Source organism: Comamonas sp. JNW (assembly GCF_003105075.1).
Classification (GTDB): Bacteria; Pseudomonadota; Gammaproteobacteria; order Burkholderiales; family Burkholderiaceae_C; genus Comamonas; species Comamonas squillarum.
This window is the reverse complement of record NZ_QETI01000006.1, coordinates 21180-43512: the sequence shown is the minus strand read 5'-3', so window position 1 is coordinate 43512 and position 22333 is coordinate 21180. Positions and strand designations below refer to the sequence as shown.

General features: G+C 64.4%; 19 protein-coding genes. 10 read left to right on the top strand and 9 right to left on the bottom strand.

Annotated features, from left to right (window positions below):
- Positions 1-23 precede the first annotated feature (23 nt).
- The 4 genes from uraD (at position 24) to DCO45_RS10485 (ending at position 7232) form a co-directional block, all read left to right on the top strand.
- A complete protein-coding gene (gene uraD / locus DCO45_RS10500; RefSeq protein WP_116925809.1) occupies positions 24-1799 on the top strand; it encodes a 2-oxo-4-hydroxy-4-carboxy-5-ureidoimidazoline decarboxylase in 1776 nt (591 codons plus the stop codon).
- Positions 1796-3067, top strand: coding sequence for a M20/M25/M40 family metallo-hydrolase (locus DCO45_RS10495; RefSeq protein WP_116925808.1), 1272 nt, complete (start codon positions 1796-1798; stop codon positions 3065-3067). Before uraD ends, DCO45_RS10495 begins: the two co-directional genes overlap by 4 nt.
- Positions 3068-3337: 270 nt before the next feature.
- Entirely contained in the window at positions 3338-4825 is a 1488-nt protein-coding gene (locus tag DCO45_RS10490; RefSeq protein ID WP_116925807.1) for a nucleobase:cation symporter-2 family protein, read from the top strand.
- A gap of 103 nt (positions 4826-4928) precedes the next feature.
- Positions 4929-7232 (top strand): NADP-dependent malic enzyme, encoded by a 2304-nt coding sequence (locus tag DCO45_RS10485; RefSeq protein ID WP_116925806.1) that lies wholly within the window; start codon positions 4929-4931, stop codon positions 7230-7232.
- 123 nt (positions 7233-7355) lie between these two features.
- On the opposite strand, the gene DCO45_RS10480 is transcribed toward DCO45_RS10485, so the two are convergent.
- The 5 genes from DCO45_RS10480 to DCO45_RS10460 all read right to left on the bottom strand — a co-directional run bounded on the left by DCO45_RS10480 (position 7356) and on the right by DCO45_RS10460 (position 13637).
- The gene (locus DCO45_RS10480; RefSeq protein WP_116925805.1) at positions 7356-8711 is read right to left on the bottom strand and encodes a four-carbon acid sugar kinase family protein; all 1356 of its coding nucleotides are present in this window, start codon (positions 8709-8711) and stop codon (positions 7356-7358) included.
- A 9-nt stretch (positions 8712-8720) separates the two neighbouring features.
- Complete coding sequence (locus DCO45_RS10475; protein ID WP_116925804.1) at positions 8721-9998, bottom strand: ribulose-bisphosphate carboxylase large subunit family protein; 1278 nt, start codon at positions 9996-9998, stop codon at positions 8721-8723.
- 30 nt (positions 9999-10028) lie between these two features.
- On the bottom strand, positions 10029-10568 hold the full coding sequence (locus tag DCO45_RS10470) for a VOC family protein (RefSeq protein ID WP_021027048.1): 540 nt from the start codon (positions 10566-10568) through the stop codon (positions 10029-10031).
- Positions 10569-10694: 126 nt separating this feature from the next.
- Complete coding sequence (locus DCO45_RS10465; protein WP_116925803.1) at positions 10695-12581, bottom strand: TRAP transporter large permease subunit; 1887 nt, start codon at positions 12579-12581, stop codon at positions 10695-10697.
- A 36-nt stretch (positions 12582-12617) separates the two neighbouring features.
- On the bottom strand, positions 12618-13637 hold the full coding sequence (locus tag DCO45_RS10460; RefSeq protein ID WP_116925802.1) for a TRAP transporter substrate-binding protein: 1020 nt from the start codon (positions 13635-13637) through the stop codon (positions 12618-12620).
- A 116-nt stretch (positions 13638-13753) separates the two neighbouring features.
- On the opposite strand from DCO45_RS10460, the gene DCO45_RS10455 reads away from it, so the two are divergent.
- Both DCO45_RS10455 and DCO45_RS22685 read left to right on the top strand, forming a co-directional pair.
- Entirely contained in the window at positions 13754-14809 is a 1056-nt protein-coding gene (locus DCO45_RS10455) for a LacI family DNA-binding transcriptional regulator (RefSeq protein WP_116925801.1), read from the top strand.
- Positions 14810-14936: 127 nt separating this feature from the next.
- The gene (locus tag DCO45_RS22685) at positions 14937-15251 is read left to right on the top strand and encodes a hypothetical protein (RefSeq protein WP_133248133.1); all 315 of its coding nucleotides are present in this window, start codon (positions 14937-14939) and stop codon (positions 15249-15251) included.
- A 51-nt stretch (positions 15252-15302) separates the two neighbouring features.
- Here DCO45_RS22685 and DCO45_RS10445 read toward each other — a convergent pair whose 3' ends face one another.
- Positions 15303-15956 (bottom strand): flavin reductase family protein, encoded by a 654-nt coding sequence (locus DCO45_RS10445; protein WP_116925799.1) that lies wholly within the window; start codon positions 15954-15956, stop codon positions 15303-15305.
- Positions 15957-16210: 254 nt separating this feature from the next.
- Here DCO45_RS10445 and DCO45_RS10440 point away from each other — a divergent pair, with 254 nt between their 5' ends.
- The 4 genes from DCO45_RS10440 (at position 16211) to DCO45_RS10425 (ending at position 20025) form a co-directional block, all read left to right on the top strand.
- Positions 16211-17236 (top strand): ABC transporter substrate-binding protein, encoded by a 1026-nt coding sequence (locus DCO45_RS10440; protein WP_116925798.1) that lies wholly within the window; start codon positions 16211-16213, stop codon positions 17234-17236.
- A gap of 75 nt (positions 17237-17311) precedes the next feature.
- On the top strand, positions 17312-18340 hold the full coding sequence (locus DCO45_RS10435) for an ABC transporter substrate-binding protein (RefSeq protein WP_021027055.1): 1029 nt from the start codon (positions 17312-17314) through the stop codon (positions 18338-18340).
- 57 nt (positions 18341-18397) lie between these two features.
- Complete coding sequence (locus tag DCO45_RS10430; protein WP_021027056.1) at positions 18398-19228, top strand: ABC transporter ATP-binding protein; 831 nt, start codon at positions 18398-18400, stop codon at positions 19226-19228.
- Positions 19229-19248: 20 nt separating this feature from the next.
- Positions 19249-20025: an ABC transporter permease gene (locus DCO45_RS10425; protein ID WP_116925797.1), complete on the top strand. Its 777-nt coding sequence runs from the start codon at positions 19249-19251 to the stop codon at positions 20023-20025.
- An 88-nt stretch (positions 20026-20113) separates the two neighbouring features.
- Here the strand turns inward: DCO45_RS10425 and DCO45_RS10420 are convergent, their stop codons facing one another.
- The 3 genes from DCO45_RS10420 to DCO45_RS10410 all read right to left on the bottom strand — a co-directional run bounded on the left by DCO45_RS10420 (position 20114) and on the right by DCO45_RS10410 (position 22225).
- Positions 20114-20863: an anti-sigma factor gene (locus tag DCO45_RS10420; RefSeq protein WP_116925796.1), complete on the bottom strand. Its 750-nt coding sequence runs from the start codon at positions 20861-20863 to the stop codon at positions 20114-20116.
- Entirely contained in the window at positions 20860-21438 is a 579-nt protein-coding gene (locus DCO45_RS10415) for a sigma-70 family RNA polymerase sigma factor (RefSeq protein WP_116925984.1), read from the bottom strand. Before DCO45_RS10415 ends, DCO45_RS10420 begins: the two co-directional genes overlap by 4 nt.
- 214 nt (positions 21439-21652) lie before the next feature.
- A complete protein-coding gene (locus tag DCO45_RS10410; protein WP_116925795.1) occupies positions 21653-22225 on the bottom strand; it encodes a DUF3455 domain-containing protein in 573 nt (190 codons plus the stop codon).
- Positions 22226-22333 lie beyond the last annotated feature (108 nt).

Genomic DNA, 22333 nt, shown 5'->3' with positions numbered 1-22333 from the left:
CCCATCCATTCGATAGGAAACACATGGCCCTGACCCTGGAACAACTCAACCAAGCCACGCCCGATGCGGCGCTGGCCATGCTCGATGGGCTGTACGAGCACTCGCCCTGGATTGCCCAAGCCGCGCTGGCCCAGCGGCCCTTTGCCTCGCTCGCCCAGCTCAAGCACGCGATGGTGCGCGTGCTGGCGCAGGCGCCGGTCGATGCGCAGCTGGCCCTGATCCGCGCCCACCCGGAGCTGGCGGGCAAGGCCATGGTGGCCAACACCTTGACGGCAGAGTCCACGCTGGAGCAAAACCGCGCGGGCCTGACGCAATGCACGCCCGAGGAGTTCGCGCAGATCCAGCAGCTCAATGCGGACTACAACGCCCGCTTTGGTTTTCCGTTCATCCTGGCGGTGCGCGGGCCACGGGGCCTGGGCCTCGCTAAGCAGGAGATCATCGCCACCTTTGCGCGGCGCCTGAACCACCACCCCGATTTCGAGCGCAACGAGGCGCTGCGCAACATCCACCGCATTGCCGAGATCCGCCTGAACGACAAATTCGGCTACGAGCCGGTGCTGGGCAATGATGTCTGGGACTGGCAGGAGCGCCTGGCCCAGCACAGCGACGAGGGCTTTGCCGAAAAAGGCCAGCTCACCGTCACCTACCTGACCGATGCCCACCGCGCCTGCGCCCAGCGCATCAGCCACTGGATGCGCGACAGCGGTTTTGACGAGGTCGAGATCGATGCGGTCGGCAACGTCGTGGGCCGCTACCGCCCCGCGCAGGAAGGCGGCAAGTACCTGCTCACCGGCAGCCATTACGACACCGTGCGCAACGGCGGCAAGTACGACGGGCGCCTGGGCATCTTTGTGCCGATGGCCTGCGTGCGCGAGTTGCACCGCGCCGGCAAGCGCCTGCCCTTTGGCATCGAAGTGGTGGCCTTTGCGGAGGAAGAAGGCCAGCGCTACAAGGCTACCTTCCTGGGCTCAGGCGCATTGATCGGCCACTTCAACCCGCAGTGGCTGGACCAGGCCGATGCCGCCGGCATCACGATGCGCGAAGCCATGCAGCATGCCGGCCTGTGCATTGACGACATCCCCAAGATCCAGCGCGATGCATCCAATTACCTGGGCTTTATCGAGGTGCACATTGAGCAGGGCCCGGTGCTGACCGAGCTGGATATTCCGCTGGGCATCGTCACCTCGATCAACGGCAGCTCGCGCTATGTCTGCGAAATGGTGGGCATGGCCAGCCATGCCGGCACCACGCCGATGGACCGCCGCCGCGATGCCGCCTGTGGCGTGGCCGAGCTGATGCTGTATGCCGAGCAGCGCGCCGCGCAGGATGGCGATTCGGTCGCCACCGTCGGCATGCTCGAAGTGCCCAGCGGCTCGATCAACGTTGTGCCCGGCCAGTGCAAGTTCAGCATCGACATGCGCGCGCCCACCGATCCGCAGCGCGACGCGCTGGTGCGCGATGTGATGGGCCAACTGGAGGCGATTGCGCACAAGCGCGGCCTGCGCTACCGCGCCGAGCAAACCATGCAGGCCGCAGCGGCCCCCAGCGCACCGGCCTGGCAGCAGCGCTGGGAGAAAGCCGTGGCCGCCCAGGGCGTGCCGCTGTTTCGCATGCCCAGCGGCGCTGGCCATGATGCGATGAAGCTGCACGAGATCATGCCCCAGGCCATGCTCTTTGTGCGCGGCATCAACAGCGGCATCAGCCACAACCCGCTGGAGTCCTCGACCGCCGATGACATGCAGCTGGCGATCGACAGCTTCAGCCACGTCCTTCAACAACTAGAAAACGAAACCGTATGACCACGAACAACGCCACCTACGCCGCCCTGGACCATTGGATTGACCAGCACTTTGATGAGCAGGTGCAGTTCTTCCAGAAGCTGGTGCAAGTGCCTACCGACACGCCGCCGGGCGACAACACGCCCCACGCCGAGCGCACCGCCGAGCTGCTGCAGGCCATGGGCTACACCGCTGAAAAGCATGTCGTGCCCCAGGCCGATGTCGAGGCCTATGGCATGACCTCGATCACCAATCTGATCGTGCGCCGCCCCTTTGGCTCGGCCGGCTCGGGCCGCACCATTGCGCTCAACGCCCATGGCGATGTGGTGCCACCCGGTGAGGGCTGGAGCCATGACCCCTATGGCGCCCGCATTGTCGACGGCAAGCTCTACGGCCGCGCCGCTGCCGTGAGCAAGTGCGATTTCTCCACCTTCACCTACGCGCTGCGCGCACTGGAGGCCGTGGCCAAGCCCAGCCAGGGCGCGGTGGAGCTGCACTTTACCTATGACGAAGAGTTTGGCGGCCTGCTGGGCCCCGGCTGGTTGCTCGAAAAAGGCCTGACCAAGCCCGACCTGATGGTCGCTGCCGGCTTCAGCTACGAAGTGGTCGTCGCCCACAATGGCTGCCTACAGATGGAGATCACCGTGCACGGCAAGATGGCCCACGCCGCCGTGCCCCACACCGGCGTGGATGCGCTGCAGGCCACCGTCGCGATCATGAACGACCTGTATGCGGAAAACACCGCCTACCAAAAGGTCAGCTCCCAGGTCGCCGGCATCAAGCACCCCTACCTGAACATTGGCCGCATTGAAGGGGGCACCAACACCAATGTGATCCCCGGCAAGGTGCTGCTCAAGATCGACCGCCGCATGATCCCCGAAGAAAACCCGGTCGAGGTCGAAGCCCATATCCGCCAGGTCATTGCCCAGGCGGTGGAGCGCTTCAACAGCGACCGCGGCTACCAGGGCGACGACGCCGTGCGCATCGACATCAAGCGCCTGCTGCTGGCCAATGCGATGACGCCGCTGGCGGGCAACCAGCCGCTGGTCGATGCCATCCAGACCCATGGCGAAGCCGTGTTTGGCGAGAAGCCCCCGGCTGTGGGCACCCCCCTCTACACCGATGTGCGCCTGTATGTGGAGCGCGGCATTCCCGGCGTGATCTACGGCGCCGGCCCCCGCACCGTGCTGGAGAGCCATGCCAAGCGCGCCGACGAGCGCCTGGACCTGGAAGACCTGCGCCGCGCCACCAAGGTCATCGCCCGCTCGCTGGTCGATCTGTTGGCCTGATCCAACGCGGCGCCCGGCTGCGCCGCCTCAGCGGTTTTTACATCCACCGCCCCCAGGCCCCGCGCCTGGGGGCGGTTTTGCATGTGGCGGCAGGCATTTTTGTGAACGAGCCACGCGCATCCAACCGGCCACTCCCCGTCGCATGGTGGCGGCTTGAGGGTAATCAGGGGGGTGCGCCATCAGCGCATGTGTATACACTTTTTGTATGGATTTTTAAGACATAACACTGGCTTTTCTGGTCAGAAATTCCCCGCATGAGGAGTGATAAAGATGCAGTCTGACAAACACCCCGTCGACCAGGTGCTGCCCCTGGGGCGCCTCACCACCTTGGGCTTGCAGCATGTGCTGGTCATGTACGCGGGGGCCGTGGCGGTGCCGCTGATAGTAGGGCGCGCACTCAACCTCGACTCGCACCAGATAGCGAAGCTGATCTCTGCTGATCTCTTCGTCTGCGGCCTGGTCACCTTGATCCAGGCCTGGGGAGCAACCCGCTGGTTTGGCATCAAGCTGCCGGTGATGATGGGCGTGACCTTTGCCAGCGTGGCGCCGATGATCTCGATGGCGCAGACCACAGGAGGCGTCTATGGCGCGGGCCTCATCTTTGGCTCGGTCATCGGCGCGGGGGTCATATCGATCCTGATCTCACCGCTGGTCAGCCGCATGCTGCGGTTCTTCCCGCCGGTCGTCACCGGCACCATCATCACGGTGATCGGCATCAGCCTGATGCGCGTGGGCATCAACTGGATCTTTGGCAACCCGGTGGGCCCCACGGCGCCTTCCGTGCCCAACCCCGAGCATGTCAAATGGCTGCAAAGTGCCCAGATGGCCGCCGGTGCGCCGGGCTCGGCGCTGCCGCCCATCCCGCAGGGCCTGGCCATCCTGCCGTCCGTGCCCAACCCCCGCTATGCCGACCTGAGCGGCGTGGGCATCTCCGCGCTGGTGCTCGTCTCCATCCTGCTGATCACCAAGTTTGCCAAGGGCTTCATGGCCAATATTGCGGTGCTGGCCGGCATTGTCATCGGCGCCATCGTGGCCTCGGCCATGGGCCTGATGACCTATGAAAAAGTCGCGCATGCCGAGTGGTTTGACTTTGTCATGCCGTTCGAGATCGCGATGCCGGTGTTCGACCCCATCCTGATCCTGACGATGACCCTGGTGATGGTCGTCGTGATGATCGAATCGGTGGGTATGTTCCTGGCGCTGGGTGACATGACCAACAAGGAAGTGACCCCCGCCGACCTGACCCGGGGCCTGCGCACCGATGGCCTGGGCACCTTGCTGGGCGGCATCTTCAACACCTTCCCCTACACCAGCTTCTCGCAAAACGTGGGCCTGGTGGCAGTCACCGGCATCCAGAGCCGCTTTGTCTGCGTGGCCGGCGGCTTTATCCTGATCATTTTGGGCGTGTTGCCCAAGCTGGGCGCGCTGGTCGAATCGCTGCCCACGATGGTGCTGGGCGGCGCCGGTCTGGTCATGTTCGGCATGGTGGCCGCCACCGGCATCCGCATCCTGTCGAATGTGGATTTTCGCCATAACCGCTACAACGCCATGGTCGTTGCCGTGTCCATTGGCGTGGGCATGATTCCGCTGATTGCACCGCAGTTCCGCCAATGGATGCCCCATGCCATCCACCCGCTGATCGAATCGGGCATCCTGCTCGCCTCCATCTGTGCCGTCGCCTTGAACCTGTTTTTCAACGGCGCCAAACTCGACCAGGCCCAGATCATCAAGGCTGCGCAGCAAGCAGATGCCCACTGACAAGATTGCTGCGGTGCAGCATCGAAACTTAGGCCCACTGCCCCCTAGGGGTGGGCCTGCGCCTTTATCATCCGCTTGGTACACACTGGATTGACTCACTCTTATGGCACAACAACTGTCCGCCGCCGAACAGGCACTGCGCGAAGCCGCACTCGAATACCACCGCAGCCCCAGCAAGGGCAAGATCTCCGTCACCCCGACCAAGCCGCTGTCCAACCAGCGTGACCTGTCGCTGGCCTATTCGCCAGGCGTGGCCTACCCTTGCCTGGACATCGAAGCCGATCCCAGCCTGGCGGCTGACTACACCTCGCGCGGCAACCTGGTGGGCGTGATCACCAACGGCACCGCCGTGCTGGGTCTGGGCGATATCGGCCCGTTGGCCAGCAAGCCGGTGATGGAAGGCAAGGGCTGCCTGTTCAAGAAGTTTGCCGGCGTCGATGTGTTTGACATCGAGCTGGCCGAGCGCGATCCGGACAAGCTGATCGACATCATCGCCAGCCTCGAGCCTACGCTGGGCGGCATCAACCTCGAAGACATCAAGGCCCCCGAGTGCTTCTACATCGAGCAAGAGCTGTCCAAGCGCATGAACATTCCGGTGTTCCATGACGACCAGCACGGCACGGCCATCATCTCCAGCGCCGCGCTGCTCAACGGCCTGGAGCTGGTCGACAAGCAGATCGGCAGCGTCAAGATCGCCGTCTCCGGCGCCGGTGCGGCTGCCATTGCCTGCGTCGATGTGATGGTGGGCCTGGGGGTCAAACGCGAGAACATCTTCATGGTGGACTCCAAGGGCGTGATCTATGACGGCCGCCCCGGTGGCCTGGACGCGTCCAAGGCGCGCTATGCGCAAAAGACCGAGGCCCGCACCTTGGCCGACGTGGTCAACGGCGCTGACGTGTTCCTGGGTTGCTCGGCTCCCGGCGTGCTGACCGCCGACATGGTCAAGACCATGGCCGACAAGCCCATCATCCTGGCACTGGCCAACCCCGAGCCAGAAATCCGCCCCGAGCTGGCCAAGGCCGTTCGCCCCGATTGCATCATCGCCACCGGCCGTTCGGACTACCCGAACCAGGTCAACAACGTGCTGTGCTTCCCCTACATCTTCCGTGGCGCGCTCGATTGCGGCGCCAGCAAGATCACCGAAGCGATGAAGCTGGCCTGCGTGCGCGAAATTGCCGCGCTGGCCAAGCAGGACGTGAGCGACGAAGTGGCCGCCGCCTACCAGGGCAAGGAGCTCAAGTTCGGCCCCGACTACCTGATCCCCACCCCGTTCGACACGCGCCTGATCCTGCGCATTGCGCCCGCCGTGGCCAAGGCCGCGCAAGAGTCCGGCGTGGCAGCACGCCCGATCGAGGACATCGAAGCCTACCGTGAGAACCTCACCCGCTTCGTCTACCAGACCAGCATGTTCATGCGCCCGGTCTTTGCAGCAGCCAAGGCCAATGTGCAACGCGTGGCCTACGCCGAAGGCGAAGACGAGCGCGTGCTGCGCGCCGTGCAAGTGGCGGTGGACGACGGCCTGGCCAAGCCCATCCTGATCGGCCGCCCTGCGGTCATCGAAGCGCGCATTGCCAAGGCCGGCCTGCGCCTGCAACTGGGCAAGGATGTGGACATCGTCAACCCCGAAGACGACCCGCGCTTCCGGCAGTACTGGGAGGCCTACCACGCGCTGATGGGCCGCAATGGCGTCACGCCTGAGGTGGCCAAGTCTGCCGTGCGCCGCTCCAACACCGTGATCGCCGCACTGATGGTGCACCTGGGCGATGCCGACGCGATGCTCTGCGGCGTGATGGGCCGCTTTGACCGTCACCTGGGCCATATCGAAGACGTGCTCGGCCACAAGACCGACGCCAACCGCCTGGCCACCGTGAATGCGCTGATGCTGGAAGGCCGCACCTTGTTTATCGCGGACACCTACATCAACGAAGATCCGACCGCCGAAGAGCTGGCCCAGATCGCCAAGCTTGCCGCGCAAGAGGTGCAGCGCTTTGGCCTGCCCCCGAAGGTGGCCTTCCTCTCGCACAGCAACTACGGCTCGTCCACCCGCAAGTCGGCGCTCAAGATGCGCGCTGCCCGCGACCTGTTTGCCGCAGCCAACCCCGACATCGAATGCGATGGCGAAATGCATGGCGATGCCGCGCTGGACGAACACGTGCGCGAGCGCACCTTGATCGAGTCGAGCCTGACCGGTGAGGCCAATGTGCTGATCTGCCCGAACCTGGACGCCGCAAACATCCTGTTCAATGTGCTCAAGACCACCGCCTCGCATGGCACCACCATCGGCCCGATCCTGCTGGGCAGCGAGGCCCCCGCCCATGTGCTGACCCCATCGTCCACCGTGCGCCGCGTGGTCAACATGACGGCCCTGGTCGCCGCCCAGGCCCAAGCGCGCAAGGAAGGCAAGTAAGCGCTGGCGCGGCGCAGGCCGCGCCTTTGCTTGCGCAGCAAGCCACACCACACCACACCAAAAGATAGCCCCAGGCATAGCGCCTGGGGCTTTTTTACATCTGTGCCTCTGCCCAGGTGCCCCTCAGCCCGCCCCCTTCACCAGCCGATCGAACAGCTGCGCATCGCCCATCTGCCCGCCTTTGAGCATCAGCTCCAACCCATCGATGCGCGCATCATCGCTGCGCGCCACGCTCAAGGTCACCCCCGGCGCCAAGGTGCTGTGGAAGGCCAGCCCCCACAACCCCAAAGCCTGGGTCGCCAGGCTGGAGGTATCGCCGCCCGCAATGCCCAGGCGCTTGAGTGGCTGGCCCTGTGCCGCCATCAGGCGCAAGGTCTCTGCCAGCAATTGCGCACTGCGCTGTGCCACCGCTGCCGTGGTCGCTGCATCCACGGTTTGATCGGGCCGGCTGGTGTGCGCCAGCGTATGGCGCCCCTGGAGCAGCCCCTGGGCCAGCTGGGCCGCGCAAGCGCTTAGATAGCCTTCCTCGGCCAACAGCCGGCCCACATCCACCTCCCGCTTGTCAAACTGCTGGCTGGCCGCGATCTGCTGATTGGAGACCGGCGACAAGCTGCCCACCAGCACCAGCACCGGGCCCTGCGCGGGCGCCAAGGGGCTAGCCGCTGGCACTTCCCCCACCAACCCCAGTTGGCGCCAGCCTGCTATCAGGCACTGCTCCACGCCGCTGGGCCCCACGGCCAGCAAGGGCGACTGCTGCGCGCGCGTCCACAGCAACGCTCCAATCTGCGGCAGCTGGGCTTCGTGCACCAGGTCGATCAGCAAGGCATGCGGCACAGGGCTTGCTCCTTCCTGCGCCTGCATCCAGCGCAGCAGCACGGCGGTATCGGCGCCCGCCAGCTCCAGCTGCCGGGTGCTCAGCAGCCGAATATCGGCCAGCCCCTGCTTGGCCAGATGCAGGCGAAGATCGGCCTCGTCCATGGGGGTGACGGGGTGCTGCCGCATGGTGGGGTGGCGGTCAAGGCGCTGCACCGCGCCCCCCGGCCCAGCCTGCGCAAACAGGTTGCCAAAGGCGCAAAAACGCCCGATATTGGGCTGGCCGCCAACGATCACCGCTGGCGATGCGACTGCCACCTTGCGCAATGCCGTCACAGCCGCGCCAATGCTGCCCACATGCGGGGCGCTGTCAAAGGTGGAGCAGCATTTGTAGTGCAACACGGGCGCACCACTGTGCGCCATGAACTGTGCCACCGGCGCTAACGCCTTGCCCATCGCGGCGGGCGACAAACTGCGGGCTGCACCGGCAATGCCGATGGCCTGCAAGGGCCCGGCTTTGGCTAGCTGCACCTCGGTCGGCACCTCCAGAAAAAGCAGTGAACGCAGGCCGGCCTGCGCCACCGTGGCCAAGGTGTCGGTCGCACCGGTAAAGTCATCGCCATACCAGACGACAGCGGGCTTGCCGCGCAGCAAGGTGTCCAGCATGTTGCTTGCCTATCCGCGCTTGCCAAAGAACTGCAGCGCCCGCGCCAGCTCCGGCGCATGCCAGGCATAGTCGTCCAGGCTGCTGCCTTCACGCACGGCAGCCCAGGCCTGGCGAATGCTCACCACGCCAGCGGCCGGCCCGTCGGGGTGCGCCAGAATGCCGCCGCCCGACATGAACAGCAGGTCATCGCTTTGCAGCGCCGCCCAGGTGGCAGGCACCGTACCCGCCCACTGGCCCGATGAGAAGGCGGGCAGCACGCAGTCATCCTGCGCGGCCGACAGGCGCCGCTGGCAGTCTTGCGCCGATTCCACCACCTCGGCATCAGGCTGCGCAAACTTGCCTTGCAAGCCATGCACATGCACATGGTCCACACCAGCCAGGCGCCACAGGGTCTGGTAGGCCTGGTAGCCCATGCCCAGCATCGGGTCGCGCGACAGCGCGCCATAGCCATTGCGGTGCGCATGCAGTGCCAAGGGCGTGTGGCGCCGCAGGCTCTGGATGCCCGACAGCCCGCACCAGTTGATGCTGGCCATCACGCAGCTGCCGCCCTCTTGCTGCACCAGATCGGCATGGCGCAGCATGGCGCTGGTTTCATCGGTGATGTTGAAAGCCACCATCACCCACTTGCCGGTGCGCTCGCGGTGCTCGCGGATCACGCGCATCACCGCGGGAATGCGCTCCTCAAGCGGTGCATGCGCCGGGTTGGCCGATACCTCATCGTCCTTGATAAAGTCCACACCCGCGTCGCAGAGCTGCCGCACCAGGTCGGCCGTCTGCTGGGCCGATAGCCCCACATTGGGCTTGATGATGGTGCCGACCATGGCGCCTGCGCTGGCCCCAATACTGCGCCGCGTGCCGGCCACGCCCATCGTCGGCAGATCGAACTGGTCGCGGTAGTCCGGCGGCAGGTCCAGGCGCTCCAGCCGAAGGCCCGATACCTCTCCCAGGTCATACAGATTGCCGCTGACGGTAGCGGCCAAGGTGGGCAGATTGGCGCCCACATTGGCGATGGGGAAGGCAATGCGCACGCGCGCACGCTGCCAGTTGGCGCCTGCGCCATAGCCTTGGCGCTCCAGCCAGGCATTGGGCAGGCTGGGCCGCTCCACCGTACCCAGCGGCTGCACCTGCAGCACCTGGGCACGTGCGCGCGCGCGCAGGTCATCGGTCTCGCCGGCCACGCGGGTAAAGGTGCCGCAGGATTGCTCACCGGCCATCACCTCGGCGACGGCCTCGGGCGCCAGCGGCGTCTCAATCAGGTAGCTGGCTTCAAAATGGGTAGATTTCATCGCATTTCCAGGCCCAGGGCGGGCCGGCCATCACAGGGTGTTGAGGTCAGGGAAAGGGCGCACGGGGTTCTGGCCATCCCAGTCCTGGGAGGCCGCACGGATCAGATCAAACATCTTTCCCTTGGGGCCCATCACTTCGGACAGCTCGATCACCGTGCCCGGGTGGTATTCGGTGTCAAAGTAGATAAAGCGGCCGTTCTTGCCCACCTCGCCACTCATCTGCGGCTTGAAGCCCTGCGCCAGCAAGCGCTGCAGATCGGCGTCGTAGTCGGTGGTCCAGTACGCCACATGCTGCAGGCCCGTGCGGCCCGCGCGCAGAAAGTCGCGGTACATCGACGGCACATCGTTGCGCACCTGGATCAGCTCCACCTGCACAAAGCCCGAGTTGGCCAGCGCCACCGAGTTGTGCGGCTGGTAACGCTCACCCGCGTACTGGTAGTTCTCGATCGGCACCTGCGGGTTGTAGAACCAGGGACCCACGCCCAAGGTCTCGCTCCAGTATTTCATCGCGGCCTCGATGTCGTCGACCACATAGCCCAGCTGGCGGATTTCTCCCAAAAAGCGGCTCATAGCTTGTCTTTCGTTTGTTGTTAAGTTGGTTGTTGCGTTGGTGGCATGGGCGCTGCCTCACGTGGGTGCACGCGATGCAGACCAAGGCCGGGAAGCTGGCCGGGTGGCCTTGGGGCCGCAGTCCGCTTATAAAAATCCGGTAGAAATCCAGGGAATGGCCGCGACAAAAAGCAGCCCGACAAACAGCGCCAGCATGTAGCCGCCGATGGGCCGAATGCCCTCGTTGGGGTTGACCTTGCTGATCGCGCAGGCGCCGTAGTAGCCCACGCCAAAGGGCGGCGCAAACAAGCCAATGCCCATCGCGAAGATCACGACCATTGCGTAATGCACCTCGTGCACGCCCACCTCCTTGGCGATGGGGAAGAGCAGCGGGCCAAACAGCACGATGGCGGGGATGCCTTCGAGCACACTGCCCAGCACGATGAAGCAGACGATGGAGATGGCGAGGAACCCCCAGCTGCCGCCCGGCATGCTGGTCATCGCCTTGGCCAGGTCCGACGAGAAGCCCGACTGCGTCAGCCCCCAGGCCATGCCAGTGGCGCAGCCGACAATCAGCATGATCGCGCCCGACAGCGAAGCGGTCTCGACCAGCATGGGCTTGAGGCGCCGCCAGTCAAAGCAGCGGTAGATGAACAGGCCCACCAGCACCGAATAGACCACGCCGATGGTGGAGACCTCGGTCGCCGTCGCAATGCCCTCCACGACCGCGGCGCGGATCACAAAGGGCAAGGCCAGCGCCGGCAGCGCGATCACCAGCAAGCGGCCAATCTGCTTGCCGCTAAAGCGCTCCACACCGCCCAGATCCTCTTTGCGGTAACGCCACCACACGACGCAGCACAGCGCAGCGCCCAGCACCACGGCGGGCAACATGCCGCCGGTAAACAGCGCGGCAATCGATATGCCGGTGACCGAGCCAATCGTGATCAGCACGATGGACGGCGGAATGGTCTCGGTCTGCGCGCCCGTCGCCGACAGCAGCGCGACCAGATCGCCCTCCTTGGCGCCGCGCTTTTTCATCTCGGGGAAGAGCACCGGCGCAATCGCCGCCATGTCGGCCACCTTCGATCCCGAGATGCCCGATACCAGGTACATCGCGCCAATCAGCACATAGGACAGCCCACCGCGCACGCGGCCCAGCAAGCTGGCCAGAAACTGGATCATCGCCTTGGCCATGCCGGTCATCTCTATGAGCGAGCCCAGAAAAATGAACATCGGCACCGCCAGCATGATCAGGTGCGACATGCCCTCATCCAGGCGCCCCACCATCACCACCAGCGGTGTGCGGGTGGTCAGCGCCAGGTAGCCAAAGGTGGCCAGCGCAAACGAGAACGCAATCGGCACACCGGCAAACACCGTGCCCGCCACCACCAGCACAAAAAAGATCACCAGGTTGAACTTGCCCAGGCTCTTGAACAGCGGCTGGCACAGCCAGAACAGCAGCACCAGCGCAGCCACCATGGCCACCGCCGCCAGCGCCTTTTGCCAGGTCGTCTGCGTGAGCAGGCGCAGCAGGGCCACCACGGCCATCAGGCCCATGCCCACCGGCAGCGCTGCGGCGCGCCAGGCATTGCTCAGCTCCATCGCCGGGGTGGTGATAAAGGCCTCCTCCTCCGCGTACTCGTAGGCGGGGCCCAGCACCATCAGCAAAAAGGCCAGCGATGCGGCCAGCGCAAAGGCCTCCAGCGCCGCGCGCAGGCCTGGCCGCACATTGTTGATAAAGGCCGTCATGCGCATGTGCTCGCCCCGGCGCAGCGCCACCACGGCGCCCAGCATGGACAGCCACAGAAACATCAGCGAAGCCAGCTCATCGGACCAGACCAGCGGCTGGTGGAACACATAGCGTGCCACCACGCCGGCAAACAGCACGATGATTTCGGCCAGCACCAAGGCAGCGGCCGCTGTCTCGACGATGGCGCCCAGGCCACGGTCAACGCCACGCGCGAGCGAGGCCAAGGCGTTGTCGGGCGGCGCAGCAGAGTGCCCCGCCAGCGCGGGGGTTGCAGGGTGGGACATGGCAATGCTCTTTCAGGGCGTGAATCAGAGCAGCGCTCAAGCGAGCTTGCCAACGGCGCCTTCGAGCAGGCTCCACACGTCCTTGCCAAAGCGGCCTTGCCAATCCTTGTAAAAGCCCGAGCTGCGCAGCGCTGCGCGAAAGCTCTCCGCATCGGGCTGGTTGAACTGCAGGCCCTTGCTGGCCAGATCGGCCTGCACCGAGGCATTGAGCTGGCTGATATCCGCACGCTGCGCCATGCCGGCATCGTTGATCGCCGTGGCCACGATCTTCTTCAGGTCGGCTGGCAGGCTCTCCCACATGCGGCCATTGGCAATGAACCAGTAGCCGTCCCAGATATGGTTGGTCAGCGAGCAGAACTTCTGCACCTCGTACAGCTTGGCCACCTGGATGATGGGCAGCGGGTTCTCCTGCGCATCCACAATGCGCGTCTGCAGCGACGAGTACACCTCGGAGAACTGCAGGCTGGCCGGCGCAGCGCCCAGGCCCTTGAACATCGCAATCGGCATCGGGCTCACCGGCACGCGGATCTTGAGGCCATCCATGTCCTTGGCGCTTTGCACCGCGCCCTTGCTGCTGGTGGTCTGGCGGAAACCGTTGTCCCACATCTTGTCGAACGCATAGAGCTTGCGCTTGGCAATCTCGGCCCGCACCATCGCACCCAGCTGGCCGTCCATGGCCTTCCAGACCTGGTCGTAGTTGGTAAACGCAAAGCCCACCGCATTGATGGCCGCTGCCGGGACCAAGGTGGCAATCACCAGCGCGGACGGTGTGAAGAAATCGATACCGCCCGAGCGCACCTGCGCCAGCATGTCGGTATCACCGCCCAGCTGGTTGTTGGGGTAGATGGCCAGCTCAACGCGGCCATTGGTTTCCTTGCGGATGCGGTCGGCCGCCTCTTGCGCGCGGACGTTGAGCGGGTGGCTGAGCGGCAGGTTGTTGCCGTATTTGAGCGAGAACTCGGCCGCACGGGCGATCAATGGAAAGCCCGACACCATGCCCGCGGCAGGCAGGGCGGTCAGTCCTTTGATGAGGGAACGGCGGCTGAGTTCGGTCATGCTTGTCTCCTAGTATTTGATTTGAATTGATGTAATGGCACAGATCTCATACTGGAAGATATGCAAACGACTTGCTATAGTCAAACGCACAAAATGATTGAATCTGATGTTTTTTGATGCCCCATAACCCCGCAGTGCCTAGCCAGCGCCTCACGCTCAAGACCGTGGCCGCCCTGGCGGGCGTGTCTACCGCCACCGCCGACCGGGTGCTGAACCAGCGCCCCGGCGTGCGCCCCATCACCGTGCAGAAGGTGCGCCAGGCCGCGCAGGCCCTGGGCTACCTGCCCGATGCCCTGGCCGATGCCGCGCCCCAATCCGCGCCCTGGAAGCTGGCCTTTGTATTGCCCCAGGGACAGAACCCCTACCTGCGTATGCTGGGCGACACCATTGGCTTTTCAGAAAGCCACCAGGCGCCGTTCAACGTCAAATGCCAGGTGGAATATGTCGAGAGCTTCAACCCCGAAGCGCTGGCCGCCACCTTGCTGCGCCTGGGCAAGCGCGTGCAGGGCATCGCCTTCATGGCCATCGAGCACCCGGCCGTGCGCGAAGCGGTGCAGCAACTCGCCGACCGGGGTGTGCCGACCTTGACCGTCATCTCGGACCTGGACAACAGCGCCCGTATCGCCTATGTGGGGCTGGACAACCGGGCCGCCGGCCGCACCGCCGCCTACCTGCTGGCCCGCTTTATCGGCAGCCAGCGCCGCGATGCGCAAATCGCACTGATCGCAGGATCGCGCAGCTACCTGGCGCATGAGGAGCGCGAGGGCGGTTTTCTGCAACTGCATGCCGAGCAGTTCCCCGACATGCAGATCCTGGGCCTGCGCGAGAGCTATGACGACACCTCCCGCAACTACCAGCAAACCAAGGAGCTGCTGCAACGCCACCCGCATATCGCCGGCATCTACAACATCGGTGGTTCATCCGATGGCGTAGGCCGCGCATTGCAGGAAGCCGGCCGCGAGCACCAGGTCGTCCTCATCGGCCACGGCCTCACCCCCGACACCCGCGCCCTGCTGATCAACGGCACCATGGACGCCGTCATCACCCAAAGCCACCTGGGCATCATCATGAGCTGCATCCGCATGTTCAGCAATCTGCGCGACCAGCTCGACACGATGACGGCGGTGGACATTGTGCGGAGTCAGGTCATTTTTCGGGAGAATTTGCCTTGAGGGGCGGGGTCCCCCATTGCAGTACACGCGCCAAGCACGTACCTAACTCACATACCTCCTGTAGCTAGAATCCACTCCCAAGTGCTCTTCAGCGGAATCCCCCGCCTCCCCCAACCCAAGGAATGACATGCATCCTGTACCGCGCTTGGCCCAACAGCTTGTCACTGAATGGGCTGAAGACCTAGCCCCTGTCCTTGGCCGCTCTGTTGAAGAAATACAGCAAAAGGGCCTGGGCGCAGCAGACTTTCCATCGAACGGAAGCTTGCACATCAAACTGATGGACGGCTCGTTTGTTCAGTTCGAACACGCATTCCATGTGGTCAATGCGCGGAAGTTCGCGATTGCAGTGTTCACCGAACACTGCGGCTACCATGTCTTCCCTTTCCATGAAGCCGAGGTGTCCCGTATCCAGCGCGAGGTTCTGTTTGTGCAAGCGTTTTAGGGATCTATCCATTCCCGCAACCAATCGATCCCAACGCGCCGGTCGGCTCCGTCACATCTCATCAATCGCCGTACTTGCAGCGCTACCCTGCGCCCCCGCCAGCCCTTCCCCCGCCTCAATCGCAAAGCGTTCCCGGCAGTTGATATAGAAGCTCGCGCCAAAGCGCCCGACGGGGAAGAACTCCTGCAGGCGCACCCGCCATTTTTCGGTGTCGACCAGGCCGTCACGCACGGCCAGCCATTGCACGCGGCCGATAAAGACATAGCGGCTCGCGGTTTCCAAGGTTTCGTGCAGCAAGCATTCGAAGGCGACGGGGGCTTGCACGATGCGTGGGGGGCGCACGCTTTGGGAGGGGGTGGCTGTCAGGCCCGTGTGGTCCAGCTCGCTCTCGTGCGGGGCCAGGCGGTCGCCGCAGCGGTGCATGGCGGCGGCCATCGCTTCGTCGGCGATGTGCACCACAAACTCCTTGTCGCGCAGGATGTTGGTGGCGGTGTCCTTTTGCGCGGTGTCCTGCAGCTTGTTCACGCTCAGCATCACCACCGGTGGGTCCTCGCCCATCATGTTGAACATGCTAAAAGGCGCGGCGTTGACGGTGCCGTCGGCGCCCAGGGTCGTCACCAAGGCTATGGGGCGCGGCACGATCAGGCTGGCCATCAGCTTGTAGCGTTCGTAGGTGCCCAGCTGGGCAAAGTCGATCTCGGTCATGGGCGCTTTCTCATCGTCTGAATGGGGCATTTTGCTTGCAATTGCCATGCCCGGGCGGCGCCGCCCCAGTAGCCGACCAAGCATGTATACAAGCTGCACCAAGCAGATGCGCTGCCATGCATCTGCGCGTGCACGCCCCAGCTGCATCACCTGGCATTTGCACCAGCCTGGTGCAGCTACGCACGCCAATACAGGGGCTTACAAACTGGCACCGATCTTGCAAACGACCTTGTATGCAACATCGGAGGCTCCCCATGCACAAGCGCAGTTTTCTGAAGACCACCGTCGCCGCTCTGGCGCTGTCCTGGGGTGCGGCCCAGGCGGCAGATGCGCCCATCAAGTTCCAGCTCGACTGGCGCTTTGAAGGGCCAGCCGCCTTCTTCCTGCAGCCCGTCGCGCAAGGCCTGTTCAAGGCCCAGGGCCTGGATGTGACGGTGGATGCCGGCAATGGCTCGGGCGGCGCGGTGCAGCGCGTGGCATCGGGCACCTACGACATGGGCTTTGCCGACCTGGCCTCGGTGATGGAGTTCCATGCCAACAACCCCGACGCGCCCAACAAGCCCGTCGCCGTCATGGTGGTCTACAACAACACGCCGGCCTCGGTGATGGCGCTCAAGAAGTCGGGCATCAAGACCCCCGCCGATCTGGCTGGCAAAAAGCTGGGCGCGCCGGTGTTCGATGCCGGCCGCAAGGCCTTCCCCATTTTTGAAAAGGCCAATGGCGTCAGCAACGTGGCCTGGACGGCGATGGACCCGCCGCTGCGCGAAACCATGCTGGTGCGCGGCGATGTCGATGCCATCACCGGCTTTACCTTTACCAGCCTGCTGAACCTGGAGGCGCGCGGCGCCAAGGCCAGCGATGTGGTGGTGATGCAGTACGCCGACTATGGCGTCAAGCTCTACGGCAATGTGATCATCGCCAGCCCCAGGATGATCCAGGAGCGGCCCGAGGCGATCAAGAAGTTCCTGACCGCCTTTGCCCAGGGCGCCAAGGGCGTGATTGCCAACCCGGCCCAGGCGATCCAGTCCGTCAAGGCGCGTGATGGCATCGCCAATGTGGCGCTGGAGACGCGCCGCCTGCAGCTGGCGATCGACACCGTCATCAACAGCGCCGACGCCCGCAAGGAAGGCTTTGGGCGCCTCGACAGCAGCCGCCTGAGCCTGATGGCCGCCCAGGTCTCCGATGCCTATGGCACCAAGACCCGCGTCAAGGCCGAAGACGTCTGGAACGGCAGCTTTCTGCCGCCTGCCGCCGTGCTGGATGTGCTCCCGAAAAAGTAAGCCATCCACCAGCTGAGCACACCGCATCGCTCCGCTCCCTTTCACCGATCCCCCACCACCTGACGAGACCTCCCCGTGAAAAAACGCAGCTTCCTCCATGCCTCCATCGCCCTGCTGGCCGCCGCCAGCACCTGCAGCGCCCTGGCCCAGCCGCTGACGCCGCTCAAGTTCCAGCTCGACTGGCGCTTTGAAGGCCCGGCCGCTCTCTTTGTGCACCCCGAACAAAAGGGCTACTTCAAGCAGGCAGGTCTGGATGTGACGGTGGAAGCTGCCAGCGGCGCGGGCGCGATCCAGCGCGTGGCCTCGGGCACGCATGACCTGGGCTTTGCCGACCTGGCGGCGCTGATGGAGTTCCATGCCAACAACCCCGATGCGCCGATCAAGCCGGTGGCCATCATGGTGATCTACAACACCACACCGGCATCGGTGATGGCGCTGAAGAAATCGGGCATCACCAAGGCCAGCGACCTGACCGGCAAGAAGATGGGCGCACCGATTTTTGACGCAGGCCGCCGCACCTTCCCAATCTTTGCGCAAGCCAATGGCGTGGGCGCCGTGCAGTGGACGACGATGGACCCACCGCTGCGCGAAACCATGCTGGTGCGTGGTGATCTGGATGCCGTCACCGGCTACACCTTCACCAGCCTGCTCAACCTGGAAGCGCGTGGCATCAAGGCCGAAGACGTGGTGGTGCTGCCCTATGCCACCCATGGCGTGCAGCTCTACGGCAATGTCATCATCGCCAGCCCCAAGCTGATTGCCGAGAAGCCCGAAGCGGTGCGCGCCTTCCTCAAGGCGTTTGCGAAAGGCGCCAAGGAAGCGATTGCCGATCCGCAGGCCGCCATTGCCTCGCTCAAGGCCAAGGATGGCCTGGTCAATGTGCCGCTGGAGGTGAAGCGCCTCAAGCTCACCATCGACACCGCCATCGACAGCAAGGGCGCGCGCGAAGAAGGCTTTGGCCAGCTGCGCCCCGAGCGCCTGGGCCTGATGGCCGAGCAGGTCGCCAAGGCCTATGAAACCAAGAACCCCGTGCCCGCCCAGGCGGTCTGGAACGGCAGCTTTCTGCCCAGCGCTGCCGAGCTGGACATCCTCCCCAAGCGCTGATCCCGCCGCCTGCAGGGCGCTGCCCGCGCCCTGCCCTTTTGAAGACGATTGCACCCTATGACGGCCTCCCTCCAAGACCCTGCCTTTGTTGAGTTTCGCGATGTCTGGCTGGCTTACAACGACGAGTTGCAGGCCAAGAACCAGTTCGCTGTCGAAGCCATTGACCTGCAAGTGCGCCGTGGCGAGTTCATCGCCATCGTCGGCCCCTCGGGCTGCGGCAAATCCACCTTCATGAAGCTGGCCACCGGCCTGCGCATGCCCAGCATTGGCAAGATCCGCATCGATGGCCAGCCCGTCACCGGCCCGCTCAAGATATCGGGCATGGCCTTCCAGTCGCCATCGCTCTTGCCCTGGCGTACCACGGTCGACAATGTGCTGCTGCCGCTGGAGATCGTCGAGCCCCACCGCAGCCAGTTCAAGGCCCGGCGCCAGGAGTACGAAGAGCGCGCCCGCCGCCTGCTGCAAAAGGTGGGCCTCGCGGGCTATGAGGACAAGTTCCCCTGGGAGCTGTCGGGCGGCATGCAGCAGCGCGCCAGCATCTGCCGCGCGCTGATCCATGAGCCCAAGATGCTGCTGCTCGACGAGCCCTTTGGCGCCCTCGATGCCTTCACCCGCGAAGAGCTCTGGTGCATCCTGCGCGATCTGCATGCCGAGCAGCAGTTCAACGTCATCCTCGTCACGCATGACCTGCGCGAATCGGTGTTCCTGGCCGACTCCATTTATGTGATGAGCAAGAGCCCCGGCCGCTTTGTGGTGCGCCGCGATATCGACATCCCCCGCCCGCGCGATCTGGAGCTGACCTACACCAAGGAGTTCAGCGACATCGTGCATGAGCTGCGCGGCCACATCGGCGCGATGCGCAAGACCGGCACCGTGATCAACCAGTAAGCGCCCAGGCCCATTCACTTATGTACAAGCTCAACAACCCCAAGCTCGAACGCTGGTCGCCCTGGCTGCTGCTGGCGGCCGTCGTCATCGTCTGGCAAATCATCTGCTCGGCCTTCCAGGTGTCGGAGTTCATCTTCCCCAGCCCCTTGCTGATCTGGCAGCAGTTTCTGGAGTTCCACGCCGTCATCGCCGCGCATGCCTGGCGCACCTTCTGGGTGACGATGGCAGGCTTTGGCGTGGCCATCGTCGTCGGTGTTTTGCTGGGCTTTTTGATTGGCAGCTCGCGCCTGGCCTACGCCGCCGTCTACCCGCTGATGACCGCCTTCAACGCGCTGCCCAAGGCCGCCTTTGTGCCCATCCTCGTGGTCTGGTTTGGCATCGGCATTGGCCCGGCCATCCTGACCGCGTTCCTGATCAGCTTCTTCCCCATCATGGTCAACATCGCCACCGGCCTGGCCACCTTGGAGCCGGAGCTGGAAGATGTCTTGCGCGTGCTGGGCGCCAAGCGCTGGGATGTATTGATCAAGGTCGGCCTGCCCCGCTCGCTGCCCTATTTCTACGGCTCGCTCAAGGTTGCCATCACCCTCGCCTTTGTCGGCACCACCGTGTCCGAGATGACCGCCGCCAACGAAGGCATTGGCTACCTGCTGATCTCCGCCGGCTCCTCCATGCAAATGGGCCTGGCCTTTGCGGGCCTGCTGGTGGTGGGTGCGATGGCGATGGTGATGTACGAGCTGTTCAGCTTTGTCGAGAAGCGGACCACCGCATGGGCGCACCGAGGCGCGAACAACCACTAAAGCGGATCGCAGCTTTCTGGCGGAATCACAGCAACCACAACAAAGGGCCCGTTCCATGAACGGGCCCCTTGCTGCTTGGCAGCAGCGGCTAAATTTGAACCGCGCGGCCGATGAACTGGATCGGCCCCGTCGGCTTGCCAATCGGCGATCCGCCTGCGGGCTCCAGGGTCAGCTCAAACAACTGGTTGGGCTGCAGTGGTGGCAGCTTGTCCACAGGCACCTCAATCGCTTCACCCGGTTTGACCAGGCCCAGCGACACCGGGGCGCTCCAGCCATCGGCCTTGGTCCAGAACTGCAGCGATTTCTCGGCCGGCACCACATCGGTACCCAGCGGCACCAGGCGCAGCCGGTCTGCCGCCTGGGCCTGCACCAGCCAGCCAGGGGCCTGGCTTTGCGGCGCGGCCAGCACCACAAAGTAGCGGGCGGGGCCAGGCGCCGGGGCGGGGCCCAGCACCAGCACACCGGCCAGCACGGCAGCAGCAGCAAAACCGCTGCCGGCCAGGCCACGCCACAGCGCCAGGCTGTCCCAATGCCACCAGCGGCGCGGCACTGCGGCGGCGGCGCGCTGCGGCTCGGCTGCGGGCCACAGGCTGGCGGTAATGCGCGGCCACAGGCCCGTGCTCGGCTCTTGCGGCGGGGCCAGAGTGGTCAAGGGTTGCAGGCGCTGCTCCCAGGCATCCACGGCGGCGCGCAGCGCAGCATCCTGCGGCAGGCGCTCTTCGATTGCGCGACGCTCTGCAGCATCCTGCGTGCCCAGCACATACTGGCCGGCCAGCGTCTGCAGGTCGTCCGGGCTGTCGCCATCGGGCGGCAATTGGTGGTTGGTATCGGCGCTCATTGCATGCATTCCCGCAGGGCGCGCAGGCCCCTCTGTATCCACGCTTTGACGGTTCCCAGCGGGGCCTGCACCCGCGCTGCAATCTCACTGTGGCTGCAGCCATCTACATAGGCATGCAGCAGGCATTCACGGCGCTGCGGCTCCAGGCCTTCGAGGCACTGGCCCAGGCGGCCCAGCTGGGCCTGGCGGTCCAGGGCATCGCCCTCTTCCTGCCAGGCAGCCATCGCGGCGCTGGCCTCATAGGCAGCGGCGGTCGGCTCATCCAGTGTGCTTTCGCGGGCGCTGCTGCGCACCCGGTTCAATGCGGCATGCCGAACAATGCTATAGATCCAGCCTCTAGCCGCACCCCGCGCCGCATCAAAACTGTGCGCCTTGCTCCAGATCGCCACAAAGGCATCGTGCAGCACATCTTCGGCCGCTGCGCGGCTGCGCACAATGCGCATCGCCACCCCCAGCAGATAGCGCGACTCTTGCTCGTAAATACGCTGCAGCGCATGGCGGTCGCCACGCGCGCAAGCAGCTAGCGCCAAGGCATGGTCAAAATTGTCGTCGGTCACAGAAGCGGCAGGCGGCATGGAGATTTCGATCAAAGAAGGAGCAAGACGTCCTTCTTCGAGTGTAGCCGCTACCGCACAAAAATTTACATCCGACTTAGAGTCATGAAGACAACCCAGCAAACCGAAGGTTTGCGGTTGATACAAGACATCAAGCCGCAGACAGTACAGACGTACGGCAAGGCTTGAGGCGGCCGGCGAGGCAACGAAGTATCAAGGGTTGTGTTTGTGACTCTTAGACCGGCTTCCAGAAGATGTAGTCAGCCTGGTACTGCACCACCGCCTTTTGGCCCTTTTGCGCTGGCGTGCAAGGCTTGTCCGCCGGTGCCACACCGCCCTTCAATGCCACGCGCTGGATGTGGCTCACACCCACCAGGGCACCACTGCCCATCGCAGGGTTGGCCTTCACCAACTGGTAGGGCAGGTTACCGGCACCCGATGGCGCCACGGCCAGCTGGGTTGCCGTCAGCTTGGAGCCATCATTCGCCTCCCAGGTGGCAGGCGGGCCATAGTAACGGCCCACCGTCTTGCCCGCGCGGTCCTTCAGCACCGCATCGGGGCCCACAAACACCCATTCGGTCTGGCCGGGGGCGTTGGCCTTGTCGCGGCATTCGTAGGTGATGTCACCCGAGCCCACCGTTTCCCAGGCCACCTTGTGGCCCGCTGGCACCTGGATGGTCGCTGGCAGCGATGCCTGCGAGAAAGCCATTTCCTTTTTCTGCATCGAGCCGCAAGCGGTGAGCAGGCCGATGGAGGCCACTGCGGTGGCGATGGCGGCGATACGGGGAGCTGTGCGAGAGGTCAACATACGAGTTCTCCTAAGTGAGGGGGACAGAAGGACGAGAGTGAAAACAGCGCTGTTTGGTGTGTGCTGTTAGTAGTACTAGTCCTCTGTGGCATGTTTGGATGCAGTGGA

Coding starts and splice junctions, on each gene's coding strand:
- uraD (WP_116925809.1), top strand. CDS start 24: ATGGCCCTGACCCTGGAACAACTCAACCAAGCCACGCCCGATGCGGCG.
- DCO45_RS10495 (WP_116925808.1), top strand. CDS start 1,796: ATGACCACGAACAACGCCACCTACGCCGCCCTGGACCATTGGATTGAC.
- DCO45_RS10490 (WP_116925807.1), top strand. CDS start 3,338: ATGCAGTCTGACAAACACCCCGTCGACCAGGTGCTGCCCCTGGGGCGC.
- DCO45_RS10485 (WP_116925806.1), top strand. CDS start 4,929: ATGGCACAACAACTGTCCGCCGCCGAACAGGCACTGCGCGAAGCCGCA.
- DCO45_RS10480 (WP_116925805.1), bottom strand. CDS start 8,711: ATGCTGGACACCTTGCTGCGCGGCAAGCCCGCTGTCGTCTGGTATGGC.
- DCO45_RS10475 (WP_116925804.1), bottom strand. CDS start 9,998: ATGAAATCTACCCATTTTGAAGCCAGCTACCTGATTGAGACGCCGCTG.
- DCO45_RS10470 (WP_021027048.1), bottom strand. CDS start 10,568: ATGAGCCGCTTTTTGGGAGAAATCCGCCAGCTGGGCTATGTGGTCGAC.
- DCO45_RS10465 (WP_116925803.1), bottom strand. CDS start 12,581: ATGTCCCACCCTGCAACCCCCGCGCTGGCGGGGCACTCTGCTGCGCCG.
- DCO45_RS10460 (WP_116925802.1), bottom strand. CDS start 13,637: ATGACCGAACTCAGCCGCCGTTCCCTCATCAAAGGACTGACCGCCCTG.
- DCO45_RS10455 (WP_116925801.1), top strand. CDS start 13,754: ATGCCCCATAACCCCGCAGTGCCTAGCCAGCGCCTCACGCTCAAGACC.
- DCO45_RS22685 (WP_133248133.1), top strand. CDS start 14,937: ATGCATCCTGTACCGCGCTTGGCCCAACAGCTTGTCACTGAATGGGCT.
- DCO45_RS10445 (WP_116925799.1), bottom strand. CDS start 15,956: ATGACCGAGATCGACTTTGCCCAGCTGGGCACCTACGAACGCTACAAG.
- DCO45_RS10440 (WP_116925798.1), top strand. CDS start 16,211: ATGCACAAGCGCAGTTTTCTGAAGACCACCGTCGCCGCTCTGGCGCTG.
- DCO45_RS10430 (WP_021027056.1), top strand. CDS start 18,398: ATGACGGCCTCCCTCCAAGACCCTGCCTTTGTTGAGTTTCGCGATGTC.
- DCO45_RS10425 (WP_116925797.1), top strand. CDS start 19,249: ATGTACAAGCTCAACAACCCCAAGCTCGAACGCTGGTCGCCCTGGCTG.
- DCO45_RS10420 (WP_116925796.1), bottom strand. CDS start 20,863: ATGAGCGCCGATACCAACCACCAATTGCCGCCCGATGGCGACAGCCCG.
- DCO45_RS10415 (WP_116925984.1), bottom strand. CDS start 21,438: ATGCCGCCTGCCGCTTCTGTGACCGACGACAATTTTGACCATGCCTTG.
- DCO45_RS10410 (WP_116925795.1), bottom strand. CDS start 22,225: ATGTTGACCTCTCGCACAGCTCCCCGTATCGCCGCCATCGCCACCGCA.